The sequence below is a fragment of the Inhella gelatinilytica genome (assembly GCF_016093295.1).
Classification (GTDB): Bacteria; Pseudomonadota; Gammaproteobacteria; order Burkholderiales; family Burkholderiaceae_C; genus Inhella; species Inhella gelatinilytica.
This window is the reverse complement of the sequence record NZ_JAEDAL010000001.1, coordinates 590,945-605,336: the sequence shown is the minus strand read 5'-3', so window position 1 is coordinate 605,336 and position 14,392 is coordinate 590,945. Positions and strand designations below refer to the sequence as shown.

The following is a 14,392-nucleotide window of genomic DNA, read 5'->3' as shown; positions in this document are numbered from 1 at the left end:
ATGAATTTGAATCAACGCGCCAGCGGCGTGCTGCTGCACATCACCTCCCTGCCCGGGCCCCATGGCATCGGGGATCTCGGCCCGTCCGCGTTTCATTTCGTCGATTGGCTGGAGGCGGCAGGTCAGCGCGTGTGGCAGCTGCTGCCCACCACGCCCATTGGCCCCGGCGATTCGCCCTACCAGTCCGTGTCGGCCTTCGCGGGCAGCCCGCTGATGGTGGCGCTGGAGCCTCTGGTGGAGGCCGGCTGGTTGGCGGCTCCCGAGGTGCCCGCCTTTGGCGCGAATGCGGTCGACTTTGCCGCCGTCGTGCCCTGGCGCATGCAGCAACTGCGGGCCGCCGCCGCGGGCTTTTTTGCCCGCGCCACGGCCGCGCAGCGCCAGGCCTATGCGGCCTGGGCTCAAGCGCAGGCCAGCTGGCTCGACGACTACAGCCTCTTCATGGCGCTGGAATCGGCCCACGGCGGCGCCTGCTGGTGGGACTGGGCGCCCGATCTGCGCAGCCGCAAGAAAGCCGCGCTCACCAAGGCTCGCAAGGAGCATGCCGACGAGATCGCCTTCTGGTGCTTTGTGCAGTGGCAGTTCGACAACCAGCTGGCCGCCGTGAAGGCCTACGCCAATGGCAAGGGCATTGCGCTCATGGGCGACCTGCCCATCTTCATTGCGCACCACAGCGCCGACTGCTGGGCCGCGCCTGAGTTTTACTTCCTGGACGATCGCTACCAGCCCACCGTCGTGGCCGGTGTGCCCCCCGATGCTTTGAGCGCGGACGGCCAGCGCTGGGGCAACCCGCTGTACCGCTGGGACGCCATGGCCAAAACCGGCTACGCCTGGTGGACCGAGCGCGTGCGCCGCGCCCTTGCCCAAGCCGATGTGTTCCGCATTGACCACTTCAGGGGCTTTGCCGGCTATTACGAAATTCCGGCCTCCTGCCCCACCGCCCACGAAGGCCGCTGGGTGCCCGGCCCCGGCCAGGCGCTGTTCGATGCGATTGCCAAAGCCCTGGGCCCGCTGCCCATCGTGGCGGAGGACTTGGGGCTCATCACCCCCGATGTGATCGCGCTGCGAGAGGGCTGCGGCTTCCCGGGCATGAAGATCCTGCAGTTCGGCTTTGGCGCCGAGGGGGATCACGAGTTCCTGCCCCACAACTACGAGCGCGAGACCATCGTCTACACCGGCACGCACGACAACGACACCGCCCGCGGCTGGTGGAACGCCGCCCCGGCCCGCGAACGCGAGTACGCCGCCTGTTATTTGGCCTGCGGCGCCCACGACGTGCACTGGGCCATGATCCGCGCGGCGGCCAACTCCGTGGCCAATCTGGCCATCTTCCCGCTGCAAGATGTGCTCGGCCTGGACAGCAGCCACCGCATGAACACCCCCGGCACCCTGGGCGGCGGCAACTGGGCTTGGCGCTTCACCTGGGATCAAGTGGGCAGCGAACCCGGCCGCGTGCTGGGCCTCATCACCGCCGCCAGTGGGCGGGGGCCGTTTGATCGGATGAAGCTGCCGGCCTAAACCGCTGAATCAGCCCACCTGCGGTGCTTGAACCGGCAGGGTCACGGTGAGGGTGGTGCCCTGGAGTTGGGCGCTGGTGGCGCGGGGGATGCTGGTGACGTTGACCCTGCCGCCCAAGGTGCGCTCCACCACAGAGCGCACGATGTGCAGTCCCAGCCCAGGGTTGCCCTGACCCTGTTTGGTGGAGAAGAAGGGTTCGAACAGGCGGTTGCGTACCTCTTCGCTCATACCAATGCCGTTGTCGGCAAACTGCAGCCGTATTTGGTCGTCCACTCGGTCGGCCGAGATCTTGAGCACGCCGGTGCTCATGCCTTCAAAGGCATGCAAGAAGGCGTTGTTCACCAGATTGACCACCACTTGCCCAAGGGCGCCTGGGTAGCTATCCAGCAGCACACGCTCCGGGAGGTTGACTTCAACCCGGTGGGGGCCCTTCAGACTCGGGGTCAGGGTTGCCAGCACCTCGCGCACGGCGATCCCAAGATCGAACGAGCGTCGGTTCTCGCTGACCTGGTCATTGGCTACTTGCTGGAACTGTCGCACCAGGGCGGCGGCATGCTCGATGTTGCGCTCCAGCAGTGTGAGGGCACTTTGCTGACGGGCCACGGTAGCGACCAGGAGCGGGCGCTGGAGATCCGTCGCCTCGAGCTGGATCTGTAGGTCTGTGAGTACGCTGCCCAGCGCACTGACTGTCGCCCCGCTGTTGCTCAACGGGGCGTCTAGTTCGTGGGCCAGGCTGGCGGCCAGCATCGAGAGCGTGGCCTTGGCGCCGCTGCGGCCGAGCTCGTCCTGTGAGTGCTGGAGTTTTTCCACGGTGGCTTGAAGTTCCCGGGTGCGGCTGAGCACCTTTTCCTCGAGCGAGGCATTCAATTGCCGGATCGCGGCCTCGGTTTCTACCTGGTGGGTAACGTCCGTGGCCAGAGTAAAGACGCCTGTGACAGTGCCGTTCACCCACTGCGGAACCAGTACGACATCCAGAACCTGGACTTTGCTCTTTCGCGGGTCTTGCGGCGTGTGGCGGTAGGTGGCGGTTTGACCGGCGTAGGCCTGGCGCCAGTGGGGCTCAATGATTGGCCAGTCGGCGGGCCCGAGGAGTTGCTCCATGGTCTGGCCGACAAGTTCGGAGCCGTCAGCAAAGCCAAACAATTGTGCCAACCCCAGGTTGCAGCGGCGAAGACGCTTGGAGGCGTCAAAGGCCGCAATGAAGGCGGGCACTGAGTCCATCAGCAGTTGAATGTCCTGCTCGCTCCGCTGAAGGGCCGTGTTGCGCTGTTCGAGTTCGGCCGCCGTGCCGTTGGCACGTCGGACGGCCGCCTGAAAACTGCTCCAGGCGGCGTAGACCAAGACGCTTGTGATGAGAAGGGTGACGCAATACATCACCGTGCGGGGGAGCATGCCGACGGCTGGAATCGGCTCCCAACCACCAAAGGTTTGGATCAGGCCTTGAGCCAACACCACCAGCAGACTGGAGAGGGTCAAACCCAGCAACCACCGGGGCCCGAGGACGGAACCGCCCAGCGCGATCAAAAACGGATACAGCATCACGTTGGGGCTCTGCAAGCCAGCAACCAAGCTGTTGTTCACGGAGATGGACAGCCACATGCCGATGAGAAAGAGCTTCACGGCGCCTTGGGGGCGCTTCTTGCTGAGACCCCAACAAATGGCGATCAACACCCCCATGACCCCTGTGATGGCGTACCGATGGAGTTCCCGATAACCGGCGGCGAACATTCCCAAGATGGCTAAACCCAGCGCAAGGGTTGAGCAGGCCAGCAGGCCACGGAAGAACGCCAGCAGCGCGGTTTCCGACTGCAGGTAGTCCCCCCAATTGCGAAGCATGCGGGCGCCGAAAGAAAGGGAATGGGGGGTCATGGCTTGGAGCATGACCAACGTGCGCTCCTTCAGAAATCAGGGAATGCACTATCCGCACCGGTGCGGAAGGGCTGAATGGCGGTTGGCCAACAAAAAAGCCCGCTGTGAAGCGGGCCTTTTGCTTGGGTGCCACCGCGGCGAGCCGTGAGGCTCGAGGCTCGGGCGGGGTGACGGGCCAGCGGTCAGGGGTACAGGCCGCGCTCTTCACGGGCTTGCAGCACGCGGGTGCAGGCCACGGTAAAGGCGGCGGTGCGCAGCGGGATCTTGTGTTGCTCGCTGGTTTCCCAAATGCCTTTGAAGGCTCCGATCAGGATCTTGTCCAGGCGCAGGTTGATTTCGTCCTCGGTCCAGAAGAAGGAGGAGAAGTCTTGCACCCACTCGAAGTACGAGACCGTCACGCCGCCGGCGTTGGCGATCACGTCCGGCACCACCACGATGCCGCGGTCAGCCAGCACGGCCTCACCGTCCGGCGTGGTCGGGCCGTTGGCGCCTTCCAGCACCAGGCGGGTGGAGATGCGCTGGGCGCGGGCGTCGGTGATCTGGCCTTCCAGCGCGGCCGGGATCAGCACGTCGGTCTTGACGTCCCAGAAGTTCTCGTTGGCGATGGTCTCGGCACCCTTGAAGCCTTCGACGCCGCCACGCAGCGCGACGTACTGCAGCAGGTCGGCCATGTCCAGGCCGTTGTCGTTGTGGATGGTGCCGGTGTGGTCTTGCACGGTCACGATCTTGGCGCCGTTGGCGGCGAACATCTTGGCGGCGATGGAGCCCACGTTGCCAAAGCCCTGGACGGCGACGCGCGCGCCTTCCATGTCGATGCCCAGACGGCGCATGGCTTCCCGGCCGACCACGAACACGCCGCGGCCGGTGGCGGCCACGCGGCCCAGCGAGCCGCCCAGCGGGATGGGCTTGCCGGTGACGACGCCCGTGGCGGTGGCGCCGACGTTCATCGAGTAGGTGTCCATCATCCAGGCCATGATTTGGCCGTTGGTGTTGACGTCCGGGGCCGGGATGTCCTGGGTCGGGCCAATGATGATGCCGATCTCACTGGTGTAACGGCGCGTAACCTTCTCCAGTTCTTTCATCGACAGGGTCTTGGGGTCCAGGCGGATGCCGCCCTTGGCGCCGCCGTAGGGCAGGTTGACCGCGGCGTTTTTGATGGTCATCCAGGCCGACAGAGCCATCACTTCTTCCAGCGTGACGTCCGGGTGGTAACGCACGCCGCCCTTGCCGGGGCCGCGCGTCAAGCTGTGCTGCACGCGGTAGCCCTCGTAGTGGGCGACGGTGCCGTTGTCGAGCTCGATGGGGATGTCGACGATCAGTGCGCGCTTGGGGCGGCGCAGGGTTTCGACCCAGCGGCTCAGGTGGCCCAGGTAGGGCTCGACCGCGTCGATTTGGGAGAGGTAAGTGCCCCAGGGCGAATTGCGCGTGGGCGAGACAAAGGACAAATTGGGCATGACGCCTCCGATGAATTTTTAGCGGGGCGAACGGTAACTGCAAGAAACCTTGTATGGACAAGTTTGGCAACGCCGCTTGAGCATTCCCTTATGCGGGCGGTGCATTGAGCGCTGTCCGCTTGATGTGCGTCAAGTGGGGAAAGGCAGCCCCCGGTTCATCGGCGCTCCAATCGAAACTGCAGAAAAGACAAAAGAGGTTTCTCAGTGGATGCCCACGAATTCGGCGACCCGCGCAATTTGGGCCCCTACCTGCGTTTCATGGTGGAGCAGGGGGCGTCTGACTTGTTTCTGTCGGTGGGAGCGCCGCCGTCGTTGAAGATCCAAGGCGTGGTTCGGCCCCTGAAGCTGCCCCCGCTGACTCCCATGAGTGCGAAGGCGCTGGCGTACTCGATGATGCGCGAGGCCCAGATCCGCGAGTTCGAGGACACGCTGGAGTGCGACCTGGCCACGAACATCGAAGGCCTGGGGCGCTTTCGCTTCAACGTCTACCTGCAGCGGGGCGAAGTGGCGATGGTGGTGCGCTACATCAGTGCGGAAATTCCCAGCTTGGAAGCCCTGCACTTGCCTGCCCATTTGAAGGACTTGGCCCTGCTCAAGCGCGGGCTGGTGCTGGTCGTGGGGGCGGCGGGTTCGGGAAAGTCCACCACGCTGGCGGCGCTGGTGGACTACCGCAACCGCACGGAGTCAGGTCATATCTTGACCGTGGAAGACCCGATCGAATTCGTGCACACCCACAAGGCCTCGGTCGTGGACCAGCGCGAGGTGGGCTTGGATACCCGCTCGTTCGAAAGCGCGCTGCTGCATGCCATGCGCGAGGCACCGGATGTGATCGTGATTGGCGAGATCCGCGACGCCATGACCATGCGGCAGGCGCTGGCTTATGCGGAGACCGGGCATCTGTGCATGTCCACGCTGCATGCCAACAACGCCAACCAGGCGATCGACCGCATCCTGAACTTTTTTCCGGAGGGGGCGCGCCATCAGGCCCTGGTGGACTTGTCGCTGAACTTGCGGGGGGTGATTGGCCAACGCTTAATTCCTGGCGCGTCAGGGGACCGGGTGCCGGCGGTCGAAATCTTGTTGCAGTCCCCGTACGTGTCGGACCTGATTCTGAAAGGCGAGATTGATCTGCTCAAAGACGCCATGGCCCACAGCAACGAGATGGGGATGCAGACGTTTGATCAAGCCTTGTTTGAGTTGATCCGCTCGGGCCAGATCACCCAGCAGCAGGGGTTGGATCACGCCGACTCGCGCACGGACTTGTCCCTTCGGTTGCGGCTGACCGAGGGCTTGATGCCCGACTCCTCCGGATTGCAGATGGGCTGAGCGGCGCGTTGCGCCCTCGCTGCTCTACCATCGGGCGCCCATGACCTCGCTGGACCTCGCCCTTTTGTATTTGGTGGCCGCCGTGCTCGGCGTGGTGGCCTGCCGCAGCCTCAAGCTGCCGCCCATCCTTGGGTATCTGGTGGTGGGCGTGCTGATTGGCCCGAATGCCTTGGCGCTGACGGGGGACTCGGCCAGTCTGCGCTACCTGGCCGAGTTCGGCGTCGTCTTCCTGATGTTCGCCATTGGCTTGGAGTTCAACCTGCCCAAGCTGCGGGCCATGCGCGTGGTGGTGTTTGGACTGGGCCTGTTGCAGGTGCTGCTGACGCTGCTGGGCGCGGTGCTCGGGAACTGGATCCTGGACTGGGCCTTTGATCTCATGGGCGTGCACTGGGAGCTGGGGTGGCAGGGCGCCTTGGTCTTGGGCGCTGCCATGGCCATGAGCTCGACCGCCATCGTGGTCAAACTGATGGCGGAGCGCCTGGAGCTAGAGAGCGAGCATGGCCGCCGGGTGATGGGGGTGCTGCTGTTTCAAGATTTGGCCGTCGTGCCGCTGCTGGTGCTGATCCCCACCCTGGGGGCCAGCACCAGTGACTTGATGCAAGACCTGGCCTGGGCCGGGCTCAAAGCGGTGGTGGTGTTGGGTCTGCTGTTCTGGGGCGGGCAGCGGGCCATGCGCTGGTGGTTGACCCTGGTGGCGCGGCGCAAGAGCGAGGAGCTCTTCATCCTGAACCTGCTGCTGGTGACCCTGGGCTTGGCCTGGCTCACCGAGCACGCGGGCCTGTCACTGGCCCTGGGGGCCTTCGTGGCCGGCATGCTGATCTCCGAAACGGAATTCAAGCACCAAGTCGAAACGGACATTCGCCCCTTCCATGACGTCTTGCTGGGGCTGTTCTTCATCACCATCGGCATGAAGTTGGATGCGCAGTTGGTGATTCAGCAATGGCCTTTGGTGCTCCTGCTGCTGCTGGGGCCGACGGTGATCAAGTTCGCCTTGGTGGCCGCGCTGGCCAAGGGGTTGGGCGCGCCATCGGGCGTCTCCCTGCGGACCGGTTTGTATTTGGCTCAGGCGGGGGAGTTTGGTTTCGTGCTCTTGGGCTTGGGGGCCAGTCAAGGTTTGGTGGCCAAGCAGTGGGAGTCCCCCGTGCTGGCGGCGATGGTGCTGTCGATGCTGCTGACGCCCCTGATCGTGCTGTACAGCAACCGCATCGTGATGAAGCTCTCCAGCAGCGACTGGCTGCTGCAGTCGGTGCAGCTCACCACCATTGCCAAAAAAGCTTTCAAGGCCGACGCCCACATCATCATTTGCGGCTATGGCCGCAGCGGACAAAACCTGGCCCGCTTGCTGGAGGCCGAGCGCATCCCGTACATGGCGTTGGATTTGGACCCGGACCGCGTTCGCCAAGCGGCCGCAGCCGGCCAGTCGGTGGTGTTTGGTGACGCGGCCCGGCTTCAAGCCCTGATGGCGGCGGGCTTGAGCCGTGCCAACGCGGTCGTGATCAGCTATCACGACACGCCATCGGCCCTCAAGGTGCTGCACCAAGTGCGGCAGCACGCGCCCCAGGTGCCTGTGGTGGTGCGCACCGTGGACGACGCGGACCTGGACAAACTCAAGGCGGCCGGCGCCACCGAAGTGGTGCCTGAGGCCATCGAGGGCAGTTTGATGCTGGCCAGCCATGCCTTGGCTTTGGTGGGTGTGCCGATGCGCCGCGTGCTGCGCATCACCCGTGAAGCCCGCGACGCCCGGTACGGCTTGCTGCGGGGCTATTTCCATGGGGCCGATGACGACGGACTGGAAGAACGCGAGCAAACGCGCCTGCGTTCGTTCAGCCTGCCCCAGGCCACGATTTGGCAGGGCAAATCCCCAGACGCACTTCAGCTCGACGACTTGGGCGTCGCCCTGGTGAACCTGCGCCGCGCCCACGGGCAGGCTGTGCCGCTCCAATCTGAACTGCAAGGCGGCGACACCCTGGTGCTGTCTGGGACTGCGGAAGCGCTGGCGCGCGCGGAAGAGCGACTGATTCGCTGATTCGGTGGGGGGCTCAGGCCGGGGCCCCGGGTTCCGGCGGCACGGCGGCATCGAGCGCGTCTGCCGCCCGGGACAGGTTGAGTTCCGCCAGGGCTTCGTCGAAGGTGTGCAGCACGTCGTCGGCCGAACTGGGCTGCAGGGCGCGCCATTCGGCGTGGGCCTCCAACGCCTCCAGGTCACCGGCGCGCAGCAAGCGACGCAGGGATTCAACGCCCTGGCGGTTCCAGGCAATCGCTTCGTCCTGGTCGGGTGCCAGCGCCCGCATCAAGTCACGCAGCGTTGGATCCAGTCGGGCTTGGAGCTGGGCCAAACCCTGAACGCAACCCGGGGGCGTGGGAAGGCCCTCTCGGGCCGCCTGCTCGCCCTCAAAGGCCAAGTCGGCGAGGGCGCTCAAGCCCACGGTGGCCGCCATGCCTTTGAGGCTGTGCAGGGCGTGGCGTCGGGCGTCGGCGTCGGTGTCCGGTTCATTCAGCAGGTGCAGGACATCCCCCAGGCTGTCCAACACGCCCTCGCAGCTGCGGCGCAGCAGCCGGGCTTGGCCCATGAACCGAGCCCAAGCCAGGCGCAGGTCCAGGCCCAAAGCCTGAGCTCGCGGCACCCATTCGGCGGGGAGCTCGGGCATTGCGGGTGGGTCGGCCGCCGGTGCGTCGGGGAGTTCCAGCCGCGTGCGCAAGGCCGCCACCAGCTGGTCAATTTCAAAGGGCTTGCCGATGTGACCATCCATACCGGCGGCCAAGCAGGCTTCGCGGTCGCTGCGCAAGGCGTTGGCGGTCATGGCCAAGATGAACAAGTCCCGCAAACCCAACGCTTCTCGAATGGTTCGCGTGGCGGTGTAACCGTCCATGACCGGCATTTGCACATCCATCAGCACCGCGTCGAACGCTCCGGGCGTGCGCCGCAGCGCCTCAACGGCTTCGAGGCCGTGCATGGCCAATTCCACCTGGGCCCCCTCTAGGCGGAGCAACTCCAAGGCCACTTGCTGGTTGACGGGGTTGTCCTCGACCAAGAGCAGGCGCAAGCCCCCCAAACGACCGGGTGCCGCGATGGGGGCCGAGGCGGGCGACAGGTGGTCGCCCCACAAGGCCTGCGCCAACTGCTCCGGGGTGAAGGGTTTGGTGAGCAGCCGGATGGGTTCGGCCACCTGTTCATCCAGTGCAAGGCGGTGCGCACTGGAGCACAAGATGACCACGGGAGCGTGACCCTGTGCGACGCGGGCGCGGGCCTCGGCCAGGGTTTGGCGTTCGTCGCTGCCGATGTCCAAGAGGCAGGGGGCGGAGGCGGCGTGGGGCTCCGTCGCCGGGGTATAGCGGGCCAGCACCTGGTCAACGGCCCGCTGCTGCACCGGGGGCAGAGGGGGCACAACGACGGGCGTTGAGGCGGCGAAGGCCCGCGTCGGCCCCGGGCTGAGCGGCAGCGGCACTTCGAAGAAGAAACAACTGCCGGCGCCGAGCGTGCTGCGCAGTTGCAGCTCACCGGCCATCAGCGTGACCAAGCGCTGGCTGATCGCCACGCCCAGGCCCGTACCGCCAAATCGCCGGGTGATGGACGCCTCGGCCTGACTGAAGCCGCTGAAGATGCGGGCATGGTGTTCCGGTGCGATCCCAACACCCGTGTCGTGAACCTCGACACGCAACCGGGCTTGGCTGTCGCTGTGTTGCGGACAGGTGACCCGCAACACCACCTCGCCCGCGGCCGTGAACTTCACCGCGTTGCTGCCCAAGTTGATCAACACTTGACGCAACCGCAGGGCATCACCGACCCAGTGGGTGGGCACGTCAGGGGCGACGTCAAACACCAGTTCCACGGGCTTGGCGCCCAGCTGGGCGGCCAGCACCACGCCGACCTCCTTGAGCAACTCCTCAAGGGCAAAGGGCTGCGGATCGAGTTCGAGTTTGCCGGCCTCGGCCTTGGAGAAGTCCAGGATGTCGTTGAGCAGGCCGAGCAGTGAGCGTGCGGCCCCGGCCGCCTTCCCGGTGTAGTCCACCTGCCGTGGTGTGAGCGGCGTGCGTTCCAGCAGGGCCAGCAGCCCCAGAATGGCATTCATCGGGGTGCGAATTTCGTGGCTCATGTTGGCCACGAACTGGCTCTTGGCCTGAGACGCCGCTTGGGCCGCCTCGGTGGCTCGCATCAGTTCGGTGATGTCGATGCGAAAGCCCACGATGTGTCCATCGGGCAGCTTGCGCTCGACGATGCGCAGCCAGCGGCCGTCACTGAGGGGCTGGGTGACGGTGCTGTTGGCCGCCTGGTGGGCCGTGACCCGTTCGCGCACCCATGCGTCGACCCGCCCAATCGCCTCGGCGTATTCGCCGCGCTCGGCCCCGGCGCGGACCAAGGACTCAAACGCCACGCCAGGGTGAATCAAGTCGGCGATGACTGGGTAAGTTTGCCGGTAGCGTTCGTTGCAGAAGACAAGGCGGTCGTCCGGGTCATAGAGCACAAAGGCTTCGTCCAGGGCGTCAATGGCGTGGCGCAGCAGGTCGCCGGCCCGCTGGGCTTCACTCTCGGCTTGGCGGCGGCTGGTGATGTCCGTGTAGGTGGTGACGAAGCCGCCGCCCGGCAGCGGGCCGCCCCGAACTTCCAGGATCTTGCCGTTGGGGCGCGTCCGCTCAAACTGGTGGGGGCTGGCGGGGCCCCGTGCGCGCTCAACAATGGCCTGCACCTGGGCGTCAACGTCACCGGGCCCGTACTCCCCGCGTTCGGCGTTGAAGCGAATGAAGCGTTCGAACGGAATGGGTTCGCCGTCGAAGAGGTGGTCGGGAAATTCCAGCAGGTCTCGGTAGGCCTGATTGCCCAGCACGAGTTCGAGCTGGCCATCAAACACGCTCAGACCGCACGGCAGGTGCTCCAGCACGGTGTTCAGCAGCTCGGTCTTGCCGCGCAACTCGGCTGCCAGGGCATGCTGTGCGGTGATGTCTTGGTGCGTACCGGCCATCCATTCGGGTGCGTGATCGGCGGTGCGGCTGAACAATTTGCCCCGCGACAACACCCAAACCCAGCTACCCTTTTGGTGCTGCATGCGCAGTTCGCAGTCAAAGCTGTCGCTGCGACCCTCGAAGTGCGCGCGCAAGCGGATTTCGGCCTCGCGCAGGTCGTCGGGGTGAACCAGGCGGCGCCAGGTTTGAATGCTGAGTGGCTCCAATTCGGCCAAGCTGTACCCCAGCATGTTGGCCCACCGTTCGTTGAAGCGGACGGCTCCCGTTTGGATGTTCCACTCCCAGGTGCCGGCGCTGGTGCCCTCCAGGATGTTGGCCAAGCTGTGCCGTTCGCGCTCCAGGGCGTGCTCCACGCGTTTGAGCGCGTTGATGTCGTTTTGAACGGTGGTGAACCCCCGCAATCGACCTTTCTCGTCGTGCAAAGCCTGGATGTCGACGCCCACCCATACCTCTTCGCCATCCTTTCGGAAGATGCGCAACTCCCCACGGTAGCTTTGACCGGTGCGCAGGGCCTCGTCCAAGCGTTGCAGGCCCAAGGGGCTGTCGGTGTGCGTGCGCAGCAGCTCGCGGGCGGTGCGCCCCACGGTTTCCGCCGCCGAAAACCCCGTCAACCGTTCAAAGCCCTGGTTGACCCAGAGGATGCGCCGCTGGGCGTCGGTGATGTGAACGGCATTGGTGGTTCGGCTGGCGACCAAGGCCAGGCGCTCCAAGTCCACGGTCATGGACTGGGCCAAACGCTCAGCCTGCTGGCGGCTGCGAATTTGTAGGCGCAAGATGACGCCCAGCAAGAGGCTGACGAAGGCCGTTCCCGCCAAGAAGAGCCACGGCGCCGGGCTAACTTGCGCAGCCTCGAACTCGGGCGTGCTGCGGGCGACCAGCCAGAGCTTGCGTCCCGGCAGGTAGAGCAGTTGTTCGACCTGGTGCCGGGGCTGCCAGCCGGCTGGGGCCGCCACCTGATCGCTGAACACGGCAGCGCCCACGGCGGCTTCCTCGCCCGTGCTGTCGTGGACGGAGATGGACAACAAACCCGTCCGGACTTCGGTGATGTCGGCCAGTACGTCGCCGTACACGATGGGGGCAGAGGCCAAACCGCGCAGCGGTCGTCGCATGGGCGGTTCGTGCTCAAAACCCGGGGTGTACATCGGAACCAGCAACAAGGCCCCCCGGCGTGGCGTGCGGTCCTGCGCCAGTGCAATGGCCTCGGTCAGTACCGGTTCGCCGGTTTGAATGGCCCGCTCAATGGCCTCACGGCGGCGGCGCTCCGACCCAATGTTCAGCCCCACCGCGGCCAGGTTCTCTGAGATCGGGGCGATGTACCGCACCACGTAGGCGGGGTCGTTGGCCTGGGGCAGCACCTCGCCGTCCTTGGTCGGCTGAATGGTGAAAAAGGGCGCCTCCGTCTCGCGAATGGCGGCCACATAGCGGTCCTGTTCCCCTTGGGGGACCGCTTCGACAAAGCTCATGCCCCGCACCCCGGGAAATTCCTCTTTCAGGTTGCGGGCAGCCCAGAACGCCTGAAAGGCGTCCTGCGAAATGGGCAGCGGCGTACTGAACAAGGCCCGCATGCCTTTGAGCCCATACAGCGGCCTTTGCAGTCGGTTCAGCACATCCTCGCTGACGCGGTCCACGCTGCGCTGAAAGTCTTGGCCAGCGTTCGTTTCCACCTGATGCTGCAGCCACAGCGCTCCGGCAATGGCCACGGCCACGCCACCGGTTGCAACCGCAACCGGCCACAGCCAGCCCTTGAGTGCGCGGGAGAGTTTCACCACCTCATCTTCACCGAAGCCGTCCTGTGCGGGTCACGGCGAAAGCACGGAAAAACCCGCAGGTCGGTGCGGTGAGTTCGCTGCTTATTTGCCGATGCAAAAGCGGCTGAAGATCTCGCCCAGCAAATCGTCGGCGGTGAACTGACCGGTGATGGCGCCCAGGGCCTCATGGGCCAGTCGCAGCTCCTCGGCCACGAGATCCAGCGCGGGGGTTGGGATGCGGATCTGTTCGAGCGCGGACTCCAGGTGTTGCAGGGCGTGGCGCAGGGCCTGCACATGCCGTTCCCGTGCGATGAACAGCCCCTCGGGCACGGATTGCCAGCCCGCGCGCTGCAGCAGCTCAGCGCGCAGCCGCTCCAGCCCCTCGCCGGTTTTGGCGGACAAGGCCAGGCCGCTCGATGGGGCGTTCGCGCCCGCATCGGCCTTGTTGTAGACATGCAGCAGGCGAGCCGCCAGGTGGTCGGCGTCATCGTGCGCGGCCAACTGTGCACGGATGCGCTCGTCCTCGCGCTGGTACTCGGCGTCCTCCAGCCGGGTAAGGTCGTGCAGGAAGAGCACCACGTCAGCCTCGGCGATGGACTCCCAACTCCGGGCCACGCCGATGCGCTCCACCTCGTCGGTGGACTCGCGCAGCCCCGCGGTGTCGATGATGTGCAGGGGCACACCTTCGATCTGAATCTGCTCACTGACCCGGTCGCGCGTGGTGCCAGCAATCGGGGTGACGATGGCCAACTCGGCGCCCGCCAAGGCGTTCAGCAGGGAGCTCTTGCCCACGTTGGGTTGACCGGCCAACACCACGCGCAACCCATCGCGCAGCAGCGCCCCTTGACGTGTACGCGCCAAGATGCGCTGTACCCGCTCCTGCAAGCCGCCCAGCTGCCCGAGCACGTCGGCCTGCTGAACAAATTCCACGTCCTCTTCTTCGGGGAAATCCAACGTGGCTTCGACGAACATGCGCAAATGAATCAGGGCGTCGCTGAGCGCCCCAACCTCGCGTGAGAGGGCGCCGTCTAGCGCCCGCGCGGCACTGCGGGCCGCGGTCTCGGTGCTGGCGTCGATGAGGTCGGCCACGGCCTCGGCCTGGGCCAGGTCGAGCTTGCCGTTCAGAAACGCCCGCTGGGTGAATTCGCCCGGCTCGGCCAAGCGGCAGCCAGGCAGCGCCTCCAAGCAACGCGCCAGCAGCAACTGCATCACCACGGGGCCGCCGTGCGCCTGCAACTCCAGCACGTGTTCGCCGGTGTAGCTGTGGGGGGCGGGGAAGTGCAGGGCCAGGCCGTGGTCGATGGGCGTGCCATCGGCGGCCCGCAGCGCCAGGTAATGCGCATGGCGGGGGGTCAGAGCCTGGCCGTACAGAGCGGCCATCAGCGCATCCAGCGGCGTGCGGGAGGACACGCGCACGATGCCCACGGCGCCGCGTCCGGGGGCGGTGGCAATGGCGGCGATGGGGTCCTGGTGGCGCGCGAGCATGGTTCGAATGGACAAACGCCGCACAGGGTGCGGCGT

At 65.7% G+C, this 14,392-nt stretch carries 7 protein-coding genes; 3 read left to right on the top strand and 4 right to left on the bottom strand.

What is annotated here, in order from left to right; genetic code table 11:
* Positions 1–1,515 (top strand): 4-alpha-glucanotransferase, encoded by a 1,515-nt coding sequence (gene malQ / locus I7X43_RS02795; RefSeq protein WP_198099366.1) that lies wholly within the window; start codon positions 1–3, stop codon positions 1,513–1,515.
* Between the two features lie 9 nt (positions 1,516–1,524).
* Here malQ and I7X43_RS02790 read toward each other — a convergent pair whose 3' ends face one another.
* Positions 1,525–3,384: a sensor histidine kinase gene (locus I7X43_RS02790; RefSeq protein WP_198099365.1), complete on the bottom strand. Its 1,860-nt coding sequence runs from the start codon at positions 3,382–3,384 to the stop codon at positions 1,525–1,527.
* 182 nt (positions 3,385–3,566) lie between these two features.
* Positions 3,567–4,838 (bottom strand): Glu/Leu/Phe/Val family dehydrogenase, encoded by a 1,272-nt coding sequence (locus I7X43_RS02785; RefSeq protein ID WP_198099364.1) that lies wholly within the window; start codon positions 4,836–4,838, stop codon positions 3,567–3,569.
* A 204-nt stretch (positions 4,839–5,042) separates the two neighbouring features.
* Between I7X43_RS02785 and I7X43_RS02780 the strand changes: the two genes are divergently transcribed.
* Together I7X43_RS02780 and I7X43_RS02775 are read left to right on the top strand one after the other, a co-directional pair.
* A complete protein-coding gene (locus I7X43_RS02780) occupies positions 5,043–6,164 on the top strand; it encodes a PilT/PilU family type 4a pilus ATPase (RefSeq protein ID WP_310737507.1) in 1,122 nt (373 codons plus the stop codon).
* Positions 6,165–6,204: 40 nt separating this feature from the next.
* Positions 6,205–8,190 (top strand): cation:proton antiporter, encoded by a 1,986-nt coding sequence (locus tag I7X43_RS02775; protein WP_198099363.1) that lies wholly within the window; start codon positions 6,205–6,207, stop codon positions 8,188–8,190.
* 13 nt (positions 8,191–8,203) lie between these two features.
* Here I7X43_RS02775 and I7X43_RS02770 read toward each other — a convergent pair whose 3' ends face one another.
* The gene (locus I7X43_RS02770; protein WP_198099362.1) at positions 8,204–12,889 is read right to left on the bottom strand and encodes a PAS-domain containing protein; all 4,686 of its coding nucleotides are present in this window, start codon (positions 12,887–12,889) and stop codon (positions 8,204–8,206) included.
* An 84-nt stretch (positions 12,890–12,973) separates the two neighbouring features.
* Positions 12,974–14,356 carry a tRNA uridine-5-carboxymethylaminomethyl(34) synthesis GTPase MnmE gene (gene mnmE / locus I7X43_RS02765; protein ID WP_198099361.1) on the bottom strand — a complete coding sequence of 461 codons (1,383 nt, stop codon included), beginning with the start codon at positions 14,354–14,356 and terminating at the stop codon, positions 12,974–12,976.
* Positions 14,357–14,392: the final 36 nt, after the last annotated feature.

What these genes read in the sequence shown, in the direction of transcription:
- malQ (WP_198099366.1), top strand. Translation starts at nt 1, where the DNA reads ATGAATTTGAATCAACGCGCCAGCGGCGTGCTGCTGCACATCACCTCC.
- I7X43_RS02790 (WP_198099365.1), bottom strand. Translation starts at nt 3,384, where the DNA reads ATGACCCCCCATTCCCTTTCTTTCGGCGCCCGCATGCTTCGCAATTGG.
- I7X43_RS02785 (WP_198099364.1), bottom strand. Translation starts at nt 4,838, where the DNA reads ATGCCCAATTTGTCCTTTGTCTCGCCCACGCGCAATTCGCCCTGGGGC.
- I7X43_RS02775 (WP_198099363.1), top strand. Translation starts at nt 6,205, where the DNA reads ATGACCTCGCTGGACCTCGCCCTTTTGTATTTGGTGGCCGCCGTGCTC.
- mnmE (WP_198099361.1), bottom strand. Translation starts at nt 14,356, where the DNA reads ATGCTCGCGCGCCACCAGGACCCCATCGCCGCCATTGCCACCGCCCCC.